Source organism: Brevibacillus sp. FSL K6-2834, assembly GCF_038592925.1.
GTDB classification, from domain to species: Bacteria; Bacillota; Bacilli; order Brevibacillales; family Brevibacillaceae; genus Brevibacillus; species Brevibacillus borstelensis.
Genome location: NZ_CP151945.1, coordinates 1891134 through 1904971, shown reverse-complemented (window position 1 = coordinate 1904971; position 13838 = coordinate 1891134). Strand labels below are relative to the sequence as shown.

At 52.0% G+C, this 13838-nt stretch carries 13 protein-coding genes; 1 reads left to right on the top strand and 12 read right to left on the bottom strand.

Annotation, left to right across the window (positions count from 1 at the left end; translation table 11 throughout):
• Positions 1-21 precede the first annotated feature (21 nt).
• Both NST96_RS09360 and NST96_RS09355 read right to left on the bottom strand, forming a co-directional pair.
• Positions 22-1251 (bottom strand): ATP-binding protein, encoded by a 1230-nt coding sequence (locus tag NST96_RS09360; RefSeq protein WP_024983982.1) that lies wholly within the window; start codon positions 1249-1251, stop codon positions 22-24.
• Positions 1248-3353, bottom strand: coding sequence for a PP2C family protein-serine/threonine phosphatase (locus NST96_RS09355; RefSeq protein WP_003387632.1), 2106 nt, complete (start codon positions 3351-3353; stop codon positions 1248-1250). Before NST96_RS09355 ends, NST96_RS09360 begins: the two co-directional genes overlap by 4 nt.
• A 186-nt stretch (positions 3354-3539) precedes the next feature.
• Here NST96_RS09355 and NST96_RS09350 point away from each other — a divergent pair, with 186 nt between their 5' ends.
• Positions 3540-3719, top strand: a complete 180-nt coding sequence (locus NST96_RS09350) for a hypothetical protein (protein ID WP_003387633.1) — start codon at positions 3540-3542, stop codon at positions 3717-3719.
• A gap of 54 nt (positions 3720-3773) precedes the next feature.
• Here the strand turns inward: NST96_RS09350 and NST96_RS09345 are convergent, their stop codons facing one another.
• The 10 genes from NST96_RS09345 to NST96_RS09300 all read right to left on the bottom strand — a co-directional run bounded on the left by NST96_RS09345 (position 3774) and on the right by NST96_RS09300 (position 13724).
• The gene (locus NST96_RS09345) at positions 3774-4769 is read right to left on the bottom strand and encodes a hypothetical protein (RefSeq protein ID WP_003387634.1); all 996 of its coding nucleotides are present in this window, start codon (positions 4767-4769) and stop codon (positions 3774-3776) included.
• Positions 4766-5755 carry a hypothetical protein gene (locus NST96_RS09340; RefSeq protein ID WP_003387636.1) on the bottom strand — a complete coding sequence of 330 codons (990 nt, stop codon included), beginning with the start codon at positions 5753-5755 and terminating at the stop codon, positions 4766-4768. The genes NST96_RS09345 and NST96_RS09340 overlap by 4 nt, the downstream gene beginning before the upstream one ends.
• A 13-nt stretch (positions 5756-5768) precedes the next feature.
• On the bottom strand, positions 5769-7637 hold the full coding sequence (locus NST96_RS09335; RefSeq protein ID WP_342406124.1) for a LysM peptidoglycan-binding domain-containing protein: 1869 nt from the start codon (positions 7635-7637) through the stop codon (positions 5769-5771).
• 123 nt (positions 7638-7760) lie between these two features.
• Complete coding sequence (locus NST96_RS09330) at positions 7761-7919, bottom strand: hypothetical protein (protein ID WP_342406123.1); 159 nt, start codon at positions 7917-7919, stop codon at positions 7761-7763.
• A 517-nt stretch (positions 7920-8436) separates the two neighbouring features.
• Complete coding sequence (gene hemY / locus NST96_RS09325) at positions 8437-9861, bottom strand: protoporphyrinogen oxidase (RefSeq protein ID WP_024983985.1); 1425 nt, start codon at positions 9859-9861, stop codon at positions 8437-8439.
• A gap of 3 nt (positions 9862-9864) precedes the next feature.
• Positions 9865-10806, bottom strand: a complete 942-nt coding sequence (gene hemH / locus NST96_RS09320; protein WP_039069877.1) for a ferrochelatase — start codon at positions 10804-10806, stop codon at positions 9865-9867.
• A gap of 16 nt (positions 10807-10822) precedes the next feature.
• Entirely contained in the window at positions 10823-11860 is a 1038-nt protein-coding gene (hemE, locus tag NST96_RS09315) for a uroporphyrinogen decarboxylase (protein ID WP_024983986.1), read from the bottom strand.
• A 136-nt stretch (positions 11861-11996) separates the two neighbouring features.
• Positions 11997-12854, bottom strand: a complete 858-nt coding sequence (locus tag NST96_RS09310) for a DUF4097 family beta strand repeat-containing protein (protein ID WP_031932359.1) — start codon at positions 12852-12854, stop codon at positions 11997-11999.
• 1 nt (position 12855) lies between these two features.
• Complete coding sequence (locus NST96_RS09305; protein ID WP_003387642.1) at positions 12856-13407, bottom strand: DUF1700 domain-containing protein; 552 nt, start codon at positions 13405-13407, stop codon at positions 12856-12858.
• The gene (locus NST96_RS09300) at positions 13404-13724 is read right to left on the bottom strand and encodes a PadR family transcriptional regulator (protein WP_003387643.1); all 321 of its coding nucleotides are present in this window, start codon (positions 13722-13724) and stop codon (positions 13404-13406) included. The genes NST96_RS09305 and NST96_RS09300 overlap by 4 nt, the downstream gene beginning before the upstream one ends.
• Positions 13725-13838 lie beyond the last annotated feature (114 nt).

The window sequence follows — 13838 nt, the reverse complement described above, 5'->3', positions numbered from 1 at the left end:
TTCTATTTCCAAACATCGGAATTAACCGATCATACACTCTAAAATCAACCTCGTACCAGATGGAGAGGTGCCCAGACATACCCGGTCGCAAAACTGGAGCATGGCGTGAAAGCCAACCCCCAGCGAATGCTTGCTCGAGTAGCCTTGTCGCAGTGTCGCTCTCGGCAGCTCCTCCAGGAGAATTCCGTTCCCGTGATCATGTACAATGACACGTACTGTATTTTCCGCAGATGCGAGGTGGATGGTCACGGTCCCGCCGGTGCCATGCTTCAACGTATTCGTCGCCGCTTCATTGACAGCCACGACATACTGGAACTTCCGCTTTTCCTCTACCTGGAGCGCATCCATGATCCGCCTGCACTCCGTTCTGAGGAATGCCAGGTCTTCCGCCGACTGGATCAACACCGTTGCCAGCTTCAGTCCGTCTTCGGCCAGTACCGTCAACTCCGCATCTGTCAATAAAACAAGCTTGTCCTGGGTGACTGCCCCCAAGACCTGCTTGTACATGTCCCATTCTTTTTGCTGGCGCCGACGCTCTTCGGCAATGGCCTCTGTCACATCGATCAACGCCAGTCCACAGGTCTGATCCGGCAGAGGGGAGGCATACATTTCGTACATCTTGCTGCCATCGGACGAGACCAGCTGCTCCCTTACAGAAGTGCCGCTCTTTATGGCCTCTAGAGCTACTCGCCTCATGTCCCCTTCCATCAATTCTTCTGTCCGCTGGGCTCCAATCGGTCTTATGTCTCCATTCTCCATTACGTACAAGTAAATGCTCTGCACCTGACGCAAGATAGAGAGCTTTTGCAGCTCTTCCTTGATGAGGCGGTGCCGTTCATCCTCTGGCTCTTTCAACTCGGCCAGCATGTCTGTCGGTTGCTTTTCCGCACTATGATGCCATTGCAGGAATTCCTCCATGAGCAATCGCCCCAAAACCTCTTCCCGGCGAAGCACTTTTTCGATATCCAGCACATAGTAGGGAACATCGTGAATTCCTTGGAAAGCGTTCCCAATAATCCGGAAGTCGGACGCCAATTCTACTTCGACCCGATCTGACAGCTTTTGTTCATGACAGAACAGACCGATTGCGGTCCGGCAGATAGCGCGGAGTTCAGCCGATGCGACTTCGCCGGAATCCAGCTTCACCCTGACTGTGCGGGCAGGTATCACTTTTTGTCCTGCTCCTGCCCGCAATGCAGCTAGACAGTTCTGACACGCAGGATTCTGCGGGCACTCCTCACACAACATCATCGTTTCCTTTCCTCCTGTTCCGTACCTGATTGAAACCGCAGGATTAACAGGGATATATCATCGGACTGCAGACCCTCTTTCGTCCTCGCCCAGACATAGTTCTCCACCAACGCAATACTGTCGGTTTCACCCGACCGCTTTTCCTCGCTTAGCAAGCTCGAAAATCCTTTCAACCACGTTTGCAAGCATTGCTGGGAGTCTTTTCTGCTCATCTCCAGCAAACCGTCTGTATAGGCTAGCAGCATGCCGTCTTGGTCCAGGGGTACTTCGTCTGAAACGTAGACGCTATTCGGGAGCAACCCCAGACCCAGGCCGCCGCTGCATGGAAGGAGCCTTGCCCCGGAGCCGTCCAATATGAACGGCTGCGGGTGCCCGGCACGACTGATCGATAATGTGTGGTCTACCGAATCGTAGACTGCGATCAGCATCGTAATAAACGAGCGTGTTTTGCTCAAATCTTCGTAGAGCAATTTGTTCAGTTGATGCAAAATCAGTTCAGGTTTCCAATAGGTTTGCGTCACGGCCCGGACAGCGCTGCGGATTCCTGTCGTCATCAGGCTGGCTGGCAGGCCGTGGCCCGAAACGTCGGCCACCACAAAGCAAGTAAAGCGCTCATCGAGCATCAGGTAGTCCACATAATCTCCGCCCACATAGGTATAAGGGAGGAACACAGCCTTGGCTTGAAGACCGGGCAGGACAAGCCGTTCTCGGGGAATCAGCAAAAACTGGATTTTTTGCGCCAGTTCCATCTCCTGCTCCATCAAGCGCAGCTCCAGCAGCTGATTTTCCTGCAAGCATCTGAGGATCAGTCCGCGCACGTTTACGACCAGCAATTGAAAAAAGGATTGCTCCAGTTCAAGTTCTTCCACGCTCTCTGTAGTGCTTTTCGCCAGCATGACTACATACCTGGGTGCCAGCGGCGTATCCCTCTGTTCATCTACCACAATTTGTTCCGATATGTCTCTCTGGATATAGGGATGGTTGGGATCTCCCCTGACCACTTCATAATAAACTACACCTTCCTGCGATTCCAGAGAAATGCGCAAGTAAACGAGGTTGTCCATTTTGGAAAACCAGGCATCCACCAGCTCTTCGATCACCTGCTGCAGATTTTCATAGCTGACCTCGCGCAAGCTTTGTTCATTGCTAGCCAGCAAAATTTTTTCATAGGTTTGCTTGATGGCAAGGATTTGCGAGAGTTGATCATTCTTTCGTTGAATCTGATCCATATGTTCGGTAAATTTTTTCTCCAGACTGCTTGCTGTGTCCATCATCTGACGGACCAAGGATTGATTCCAACCTTTTGTCAGGAATAATCTGAAAACAGTGATAAGGGCACCAATTCCAATCCCGATTATATGGATGCGGGAATCGGGCCAGGTAAACATCGCGACTACCTCTACAAACAGCAATACCTGCATGGAATTCGAGTCAAGAAAGCTGAACCTCAACTGTTCATGCAAATAGCCATATTCGTTCATCAGTCGCCCTTTTGAAGGGTTGCGTGGAAAACGAATGTGAGCCCACAGCAAGATGCCAAGCGACAGTGAACCCATGATCATAAAAAGCGCCGTGGGCATGATCGGTTGAAACATGACAGCCACCGTAAACAGCAAAGTCGCAACCAACAATTTCGATTCTTTTTCTTGTTTACCGTGTACCAGCCCGTTTGCCAGAAAAACGGTTGTCCACGGAGCCAGCAGCAGAATGCCGCTCAGGATGTGCAGCAGGACAATCATCATACCCGCATCCTCTTGGTACAGCCATGAGCAAAGGGCCATCGCGCCGTAAACCGCTACAAATGCCATTGCATCCAGAATACTCTTCCACCGGTCATAGTAGATATGCGGCGCCAATGGGTACGCATGTATAGACATGAGAAAAAACAGGTAATACAGCATATCAAAGGGGAGGCTTAGTTGCTGGATGAGAATGTCGGGATGGTTTACCATCAGATGTGACAATCCCCAGGCGATCAAGCCGGCACCTTGTAAAAACGAAAGGTCGTACCAACGCTTTATCGATACCAATTGACGGGAGAGAAGCATGATGTATACGCCTGCCCCTATGCCGCTCGCGTAAAGCAACGCTTTCCATACCATTACGGATCACCTTTTTGCATTTGCATGTCTCTGCTACCCCTCTGCATTCTGTTCCCCGGTAAGGGCAGGTCCAAACGTCGGTTTTTTCATTATACAGCATCCGGCTCCGTTTCGAGCAGGGGGTTTCGAGAAAGCAGACACTGGCCTTTCGTCTTGTGCATATACTGGAGCTGAGAGGTGATCGCGATGTCTCGCTGGAAATACCACCCCACTTACTTGCGGATCAAATTCGGCTGCAGGCAAATTCTCCTTCCGTTGATTGTGTTTCAATTTATTCGCACGATATTCGTTCCTACATCCTTTGATGTCATCCTGCTGGGACTGCTGGCTATCCTGTACGTCGCCATTCTTCTTGAATGGCTCTGATAGCTGGTGCATGTACGCAAAAAAACGCCCCACCTGGTGAGACGTCTTTTGTGTCTAAAAAGCTTGCTGCACCCAGCGTTGCAGGCGTATCAAACGGTCCATATCCTTCTCCAGTCGTTTGACCGCGTACAATTCGCTCCACTCATTTTTCTCGCTGTAATAGGTACTGATATCTCGCATGATTCTTTCCGGATAAGTCAGAAAAGCGGCAAGCAAATTCGTTTCTTCCGGCCGCAGCGGAAAGATCTCTGAATAGTGCCGGTAAAGCTGACTGGCACCCGCCTCATCTCCGGCCAGGTAAAAATACGTCCGGTAGAACATGGCCAAGTCTCGGGTCGGGGTATCGAACACAGCCCGGTCAAAGTTCAGCATCCGTACTTTTCCGTTACGATCAGGCAAAAAGTGGGCTGGCTGTGGCGAACCGTGGATGAACGACAAGCGAAAATGAGCATGAGTCCGATGCCTTTCACGCCAGTCCCGCAGCAAGCCGATCGCACTTTGAGCCATCTCCTTGACGTAAGCGTGGTTGGCCAAAAAAACGACATCGAACGGGGAAGGATAGAGACGATGTCCTGCCGCCTCAGCCGCTCTTTCCGTCATATGCAGCATCGAGTCCCACCTGCGGAGCAAGGAATCGATCAATGGCTCCACTTGTCTCGGATCATCGAAACGAAAGTTCTGGGTCAGGTGATGAAGCTCTGCCAGGCGCTCTACAGCTGGCTTCGCCCAGGCTAACGGCTCTTCCTCCCACTTCTCTGCCCCCGGTTGCCAGGCGGTTAGATAATACGTATCTTCACCATGCAGAACATACGGTTCGTCGTATTTTGTATGAAAAAATGGGACAGCCCCATCCCACCCCTTTTGCTCCAGGTGACGGAGAACTCCGCTGACCAAATGCAAGCGCTGGGGAGCGGCTTGTGTCCTTTTGCAAATAAACGATCCATACGGAGTGATCGCTTTGTACACATTCGGGGCCTTCACCACGTCAACGGTCTGTGCGAACATGTCATATTCCTGAAACAGCGGAAAGATATCGTCAAAGCGACTCATGCTTTTGACTCACTCCTCGTTTCCTCGGCCCGTTCGGCTATATATTTCAAGAGCTGATCAACCATCTGCTGGCGGTTGACAGCCTGCTCGATTCGCGCCAAACGCGCCTCTCCCGGCTCGCGATACACCTCAATGCTAGACTGCACCATATGCGATATTTCCTCTGGATAGGCCATGAAAGCCAACAGGAGCGTGTAGTCGGTTTGACCAAGCGGCCGAATTTCCTCGTAACCACTTAAAAACGCTTCGATCAGTGACAAATCCTCGTGGCGGACAAACAGATCTCTCAGGTACCCGGCTGTATCCCGCTGAGCGACCGATAAAACCGGCTGGAAAAAACCGCGCAAAAACAGCTTGTCGTTTACCAGCCCCCAATTGTCCGGGCGCAAAGTGCCGTGGGAGACAAAGAGCTCTTTCTGATCGATCCTGGTACTCAAAAGCATGTCGGTGCAGCGCTCCATTCTCTCCAAAAGGGGCGGAAATAGCCAGCTATAAAAACGATGATCCCTGCCTGATTGTCTGCCGCGATAACGGAGAGATTCCCAAAAATCTTTTACCCTTCTCGTTGTCGCAGCCATTCTCGCCTGTTCTCGTTCCCAAAAATCGGCGGGGTGAAAGATACTGCCGTCCCGCTGGGATTCATGCATCATCGCAACGATCTTGCCGCATTGACGCATGGTATCCGTTCCCAGTGGTATCGATTCGATGCGGCGAAGATGATCTGTGAGCGTAATTCCGCGTTGGCCTACCACCAAATACGGCTTTGAATCCTTCGTCCGAATAAATCTCTCCAAATCGCGGAAACCTTGGCGAACCATTCGTTCACGCCATGCAAACGACCAACGCATGATGTCTACCCGTGGCCATATGCGCAGCTCTTTCGGACCGCGGTTTGTCTCCAACAGATGGCAATCGTTCAGCGGGGTGATGTGGATTACCCTTGCCCGATACCGTTGACACACTTCGGACAGATTGATTTTCTCCACGGCCCCCCGCTCCTCACTGTGGAATATAGAGTATTTGCCCGGCCACGATCTGGTCTGAACGCAGGTTGTTTACCTCCAGAATCCGAGACTGAGGAATGGCATAACGCTGACAGATCGTTTCCAGCGTTTCGTCGCGTTGAATGATGCACAACTTTAGCCGGCTTTGCTTTTCCTCTTTGCTGCGGACAAAGGAAGTGAGATTGTGCATCGTCTCGATCGAAGCCGAATCTGCTTCAAAGGAACCTTTTCGCGACGCCTGTGAAGAAGATTCTTCTTCCATTTTGGCCTCTTGCTGCACCCGGGTCGCTTGCGAAAAGATCGACGTGAGATTTACCTTGCCGCCTTCTTCACGCGCCGGTTTGCCCGATATCGCTACACGCACTTCCTTCTCTTCCACTGCCTCCTGAGGCTGCTGGGCAATGACCTCTACGGCCTCCTCGTCTGCTGTCTCCTGTGCTGCTGCTTCTACAGCGGCTTCATCCGCATCCGCTGTGGCCGGCTCAGCTTGCGCTTCCTCCCTGCTTTCATCGGAGACTCCCGTCGCGACGGTTTCTTCTTGCACAGCCTCCGGTTGGGTGCGAGGAGTCTCGGTCGACTGTGAGTCTGCCACCTCCCGCAACTCCAAAGGCGGTGCGGGCAGCGTCTCTTCGGATTGCTTTTCCGGTCGGGAATGAACCGGTTCAGCCGCCTGTGACTCTGCCACTTTGCCCACTTCCAAGGACGGCTCGGGAGCTATATCCCCGAATTTTCTTTCCGGTTGGAAGCGAACCGGTTGGGCCGCCTGCGACTCTGCCACCTTCCGCAGCTCCAAGGACGGCTCGGAAGCCGTTTCCTCGGATTGCCTCTCGACATGCGATACGAACTTCTTCTCGGGGGCCATCCCTTCGTAGAGCGCCGGATTCGCTTCAGGCTCATTCCATGACACCTGTTCGATAGAGGGGCTGCTATCGCGATCGGAGCCTTTTCCTTGTTCTTTGACCGTGAGCGCCTCGGTTACATCCCCAAATCCTAGACTTTCATTTTCTGTCCGGTTTGAAGTCCCCTTGTGCTGAGAAGCTTCAAACATCGCTGCAAACCCGCTCGGGCTTTGCTGTGCGGCTGGGGTCTGTTGCATCGCGTGGGTCTGTTGCACCCCGTGGGTCTGTTGCACCCCGTGGGTCTGTTGCACCCCGTGGGTCTGTTGCACTGCGTGGGTCTGTTGCACTGCGTGAGTCTGCTGTGCTTCCTCCAGCGGGATTTGCCGATGCAATTCACTTTCCAGCTCCGCCAGCTTCCGCTCGATGTCCTCTAGCGAGATAGGCTGTGCAAGTTCTTCTGACTGATCTTGCGAAGCATGGGCAAATTGCCACTCTCCGCTAGAGGGAACTTCTCCATAGGAGACTGGTTCAGGATTGCCCGCAGGTTGTCCTGTCTGATAATTGGTCTCGGCAAACTTGATGCCCGCGATTTTCAGATCAGCCTCAATCATCACCTGATGGGGAGAATCAAGCTGGTAATCAAAGCTGTCGACAACTGCGTAAATATCCTCTATTTCAGCGATTCGATTCAAAGGAATCGTGATGTTTAGCGGAATCCTGTGGTGCAGTTGTTCCTCCTGGCCGTACAGCTGCCCGTCTGACCCGCCCGGCCGAAAAGGTGAAAAGGTCACCGCCTCAACCAAGGATTCCGTACCGCCTCCAGCTGTCTCAGAGGTGTCCTTGATCGGCTTGTATTTCCCGAATAATTGCAGGCAACCGGTGATGGAGATCGCTGACTCTGTTTCCAGCACCTCGACATCAGGAAACAACTCCAATTCTCTCCACTCGTCTATTCCGGCTTTATCCGATGAGAGGAAAATGGTTTCCTTGATGGCAAACGAAAGCAGTCCATCCTGTAGCGCCATCCGTGCTCCTCCTTTCAAGTGCAGGACATTTCTTTACACTATATGGGGCAGACGAGCCTTTTAGCACCGGAAAATTGGGTTTGGAAGAAGTCGCCTTGATTTTCAACCGAGAGTAGTAGGCAGTTACGTTGGAATAACCCCCGGTTTAAAGCTGCTGTAGCGGAGAGAAGCCTGTTTCCATTCTCCGCTCCGGTCTACGCTCCGCATGGAAGTGAGCACTGTCCGCTCCGCAATGCTCCCGAGGGAATCGCAAAACGGCGCGCAGCTTTGAAGTGTAGTCATAGGTTGCGATTCTGTTTCCTCGGGGTCATTGCGGAGCTGGGTGGGACTTCGCTAGTCGCTCCGACTGGAAACAGGCTTCTCTGGCGATCTGATCTGCTTCTGCGAGCTTTACAAAGCATGTGGGAGGGTTCAGGTTGTCTGTAGTTTTTCGCAGCCTTTATCAGTAGCTGTAGAGATGAAAAAGGAGAAAACGGCGAAGGTCTTTGGGACACTACCCAGGCGGAATGGAAGAAGCAAAACACGTTTTCAGCGTCCAACTCTGAGACGCTGCCTTGAGCAGACTGCTTTTGGACGCGGTTTTGCTTTTGGAATGGAGCCGGACAGTACAGCCCCCAGCAGTGTCCCACCGAACCTGTAGCCGTTTTCTCCTTTTTCATCTCCTCCACCAAAGCCTGTCCAACCGCTAAAATAGAAAAGCTGCGGCGGAAGAAAATCTCGGTTCTTCGTCATAAGGAGCAAGGGCAGCACTTATCAGAACCAATCCGAGGGAATCGTACAACGTAAAAAAACCAGGGTATCAGCTCCCTGGTTTTTGCGTCCAATATTCCAATAATTCCTGTACAGTCTGTTTTGCCTGGTCAATACAGTCCGGCACCCCGACACCTCCGTAGGAACCGCCGGTCAGCCATACACCGGGCAGATGCTCCTTCATCTTGGCGGTGGCCCCTTTGAGCCATTGCTTGTGACCAACCAAGTACGGCAAGCCCCTGTTCCAACGGGTAACCTTGTAAAATTCTGGATGGTCATCGATCTGCATGACTTTCTGGAGATCGCGGACGACCACGTCGACGATTTCTTCATCAGAACGGTCTACAATCTCTTCGGCGCCCGGCTTGCCCACGTAGCAGCGTACAAGCGCCTTGCCTTTCGGCGTCGTATGCGGCCACTTTCGCTGAGTCCACGTGCACGCCGTGATCGTAAACTTTTCCTTGCGAGGGACGACAAAGCCTGTCCCTTCTTTATCGATCCTTACGCCTTGCTCGGGATAGGCGAGAGCGACTGTCGCCATAATCGTAGGCTTGGCGCCGCTGATCGGCGGTATATCGACATGCTCCTTGACAACTTCCCTGGCCAAATGATGAGGGATCGCTAAAATAACAGCGTCGGTATCAAAAACCTCACCATGAGCCAGTTCGACGCTATATCCGTCCTGGCGCTTTTCCAAGCGCTTGACAGCCGTGCTTTTCCGGACCGAGTCAGCAGGCAGCAGTTCTTCCAATCGATCAGCGAGTGATTGCAAGCCGCTGGTCAAGCTCACGAACATTCCCTTTGACTTTGGCTGTCCCTCGGACTGTTTGCTCTGCTTAGGGCGAGAATTCCTCATCGCCATAATGAGGCTGCGGTGCTTCTGTTCCATCTGGGCGTATTGCGGAAAGGTGGAGAGAAGACTCAATTTGTCGATATCGCCACCGTAAACGCCGGAGATCAAAGGCTCGATTACATTCTCGATGACTTCATCTCCAAGCCGGCGACGGAAAAAATTCCCAACGGACTCGTCTTCGCCAGTTTGCGCCCCCGGCAATATCAAATCTGCCGCCGCTCTGAGCTTGCCCAACGGAGAGATAAGCGGTGTCATGGCAAAAGGCATCAGCTTGGTCGGTACACCCATCACGGCTCCCTCCGGAATCGTGTACAAACCGTTTTTATGCAGAATATACGCCTGACCCGCGTTGTTGTTTACCAGCCGATCACCCAGGCCGACATCTTTGATGAGCTCGGTTGCGCTCGTTTTTCGTTCCAAAAAGGAGTCTGCTCCCAGCTCAATGGTAAATCCCTCGTGCTTCCAGGTCTGAACCTTCCCGCCGGTCCTGTCGCTTGCTTCCAGCAATGTGAACCGGACTGGCAATCCTTGTTCCCGCGTCCATTTCTGCAGGTAGTAGGCAGCCGTAAGTCCAGTCATACCGCCGCCTACGATCGTGACATGCAGCTGTTTTTCGCTCATTTGCTATTTCCCCATTGCCGGCAGCTTTTTCCCGATTACATCAGCCAGACAGGAGATAAAAGCAGGTCTGGCATTCGGCATCGGGGGCCGGTAGTAATTGGCTCCGAGTTCATCGGTTACCGCTTTGCATTCGATGTCATTGTCGTAGAGCACTTCCAGATGCTCTGCGACGAAGCCGACCGGGCAGTACACGAAGGTTTGGTATCCATGAGCGTTGTGCAGGTCGCGGGTCAAATCCTGCACGTCCGGTCCGAGCCATGGCTCGGGTGTATTGCCTGCACTCTGCCAGCCGATAGCGTAGTGCGAAATGCCCGCTTCTTTTGCGATCAATGCAGCCGTTTCCTCCAGCTGATGGGGATACGGATCACCCGATTGGAGGATTTTTTCCGGGAGACTGTGGGCAGAGAAAATCACCACGGCTTTGTCTCGTTGCGCTTCCGGCATCGATGCGAACGTATCCTTGATCGCATCGCTCCAATAGGAAATAAACCCGGGCTCCGTATACCAGCTCTCCACTGAATGGATTTCAGGGCCGCCGATGCTCGCTGCGTGTTCCTTTGCCCTGCCGTTGTATTCTTTTACACTGTAGCTGGAATAGTGGGGAGCCAGCACCAAGCTGATCGCCTTTTCGATGCCATCGCGATGCATTGCCTCGACTGCATCCTCCACGAAAGGAGCGATGTGCTTTAGACCAAGATAGCCGACAAATTCCTTATCCGGAAAACGGCGGTTCATCTCCTGTTCAAGCTGGCGTACCTGCTCGTCCGTAATTTCGGCAAAGCGATTGACGCCACCCACCGCTTCATAGCGGGCTGTCAGATCGTCCAGCAATTCCTGCGAAGGCTTGCGGCCCCGGCGAATATGCGTGTAATAGGGTTCAATCTCTTCCTTCTTGCGCGGTGTTCCGTACGCCATCAGGAGTAATCCGATCTTTTGCTTGGACATAAGTAGCACCTCCGTATTACGCGTTCCGGCGATAACTGTGAATGAAGCTGGTCAGCTTTTGCAAGGTTTCTACTTTGGCGTCTGGGAACACTCCATGACCCAGGTTAAAGATATAGCCGGGCTGCTGCGTGCCCTCGTCAAGTATTTCCTTTGCTTTCGCCTCCAATTTTTCCCAAGGAGCCAAAAGCAGTGTAGGATCCAGATTTCCTTGCAAGGTTTTGGTGACGCCCAGCTCACGCGCTTTTGTGATCGAAGTCCGCCAGTCGAGGCCGACCACATCGACCGGCAGCTTGTTCCACTCCTCAAGCAGGTGACCACAGCCTACGCCGAAATAGATTGTCGGCACGCCCGTCTCCCGCAGCGACAGCAAGATGCGGTTCATGACCGGAGCGATAAATGTCCGGTAGTCTTCATCGTTCAGGGCGCCTACCCAGGAGTCAAATACTTGGACAGCTTGCGCGCCTGCGGCAATTTGCGCTTTCAGATATGTAATGGTCAACGTGCCCAGCTTCTCCATCAGCTTTTCCCAAGCTGCCGGCTGCGTGTACATGAACGATTTGGTTTTGTGATAATGCTTGGAAGGACCTCCCTCGATCATGTAGCTGGCAAGGGTAAACGGAGCTCCTGCAAAACCGATCAGCGGTACAGAGAGCTGCTGGCGCAAAATTTTGATCGCTTCCATGATGTATGGCACGTGCGTATCCGGGTCGAGCTCGCCCAGGCGATGGACATCTTCGAGCGATCCAATCGGGTTGGCAATGACAGGTCCGATCCCCGATTCAATGTTTACATCGACCCCGATCGGCTTGAGTGGAGTCATAATGTCAGCAAAAAGAATCGCAGCATCCACCCCGAGCTGCTCAACCGGCAGACGGGTTACTTCCGCGCAAACTTCGGGTATATAGTTCATTTCAAAAAATGTGTGCTTGGCACGGATAGCCCGGTATTCGGGTTGATAACGCCCCGCCTGGCGCATGTACCACACCGGCACATGATCTGTCGGTTCCTGGCGACAAGCTTTTAAAAACGTATCGTTAAACGGTTTTGCAGTCATGAATAAACCTCGCTTTACACGGTAATATTCCTTATCCTTATGATACCACTCGGCAATCGACAAAAAATGCATTGATTGTGTCAAAATCGTTATCGTTTCAACCACTGTTCTCCTGGTACCATTGTTTCCCAAAAGCTCAGTGACGAATACGAATATCCCCTGTTGAGCTGCTGACAGTCAGCGCCGGACCTTCCGTGCCTACCGATCCCGCTACTCTCTGCTCCCCTTTTTCCGAGTAAGACATTTCCGGCCAATCGGCTTTTATATCTCCCGTATCCGTAGCCAGTTCCATCTTTACTGCTTCGGGCAGTTTTAACAAGGATACCGTGATGTCTCCTGTATCCGTTCGGACATTTACGTCGTGCTTCATGTCTTTCAGTTGCAGCGAATCGATATCACCTGTACTGCTGAAGGCATCCACTTTTGCACTGACGGAGGATATGTCCATGTCGCCTGTATCTGTTCTCAGGGTGAGTGTTTCTCCTTCAAACCCCGCCAACTCGATATCGCCCGTGCTCGTTTTCAGCGTTCCTTCCTTTGCTTTGATCGCATTGATACGGAAGTCTCCCGTGCCGCTGTTCACGGCTATTTTTTCGTAGACCGCTTCCGGAATCATCACCTGGAGCTCCAGGTCTACCCGTTGATGAAAGAAAAAGCCGAACTGCATTTCAGTTGGTTCCTTTATCCTTACCTGCAGAATTCCGTCAGGGGTGACTTCCGTCGTAAACTTGATTTTGTCCAATCGCTTTCTATCAACCTCCCCGACCATTCTTGCAGTCGCACTGGACAAATTGCTCGTAGTCAACACGACGTCAGCGATGTCCGTTTCCACTTCGACACCCTTGATAGGCTGGTCGATTGTACGCAGTTCACTGACTGTCTCCGTGTCTCCCTTAAAGTCGGGGTTCAGTTTGAACTGCCAGACAAATCCGATCGCTCCAACGAGAAACAACAGACAGAAAAAGACGAACAAGACATTTATCATTCTTCTCATGCTATTTCCCCCTAATCATGCGGACATTAAAGTTCAGATAACGCAAAAATTGCCGATACAGCCATCGGCTCAAGCGGGCCAACCCGATCGCAAGCATTCCGCCCAAACCAAATGATGCCATCCCCGAGAAGAGAACCAGATATTGCTCATCTGCGTTTCCCGGAATTCCGTACTTCAAAAACAAGCCAATCGGTGTAAGCAGCAATGCCAGAGCGACGGCAAACAAACCGATAAGGACAGCAATCAGTCCGACAAATGGGCCCAATACGAAAACAAGGTTAAAAAAGCCCAAACTGACGGTCGCCAAAACAGCTCTCGTCATATTACTGATGGATGCGTTCGATTGTGCCTGATGAATGCGGTATCCGGCTAATATCTCGCGGGCAAGAACCTTTGGACTGCCCAGACTGTCGGCAATCTCCTGTTCGCTTTTCCCCCTGTCCACTCCGATCAAGAAATGTTCGGTATAGTCTGCCAATATGTCCAGGCGATCCTTGTCGGGCAATTCGCGGAGAAGCCCGTCAAGCTCATCCATAAATTCGCGTCTCGTCATAAACCGATTCCCTCCTCGATAATCTGGTTGACCCCGCGCGTAAATATTTTCCATTCCAGCACGAGGTCGTTCATATATCTGCGCCCTTTATCGGTGAGCTGATAGTACTTGCGCGGCGGGCCTTCCTGCGATTCGGCCAAGTAAGTAATAAAAAAGCCTTCCGTGGTCAACCTGCGAAGCAGGGGATAAACGGTTCCTTCTGCGATGTGAAATTTCTCTGAGATGCTGGCCACCAGTTCGTACCCATATCTGTCTTTTTGGGCAACAAGCACCAGTACGCAAAGTTCCAGTACGCCTTTTTTAAATTGAACGTTCACTTAGCATCACCATGTTAGATCTTACCAGAGCACTATTATACAATGCAAGGTACTTTATAAAAATAGATAAATGCACACGGGTAAAAATTGTGATCGAGTAGGAGGGGGCGACTA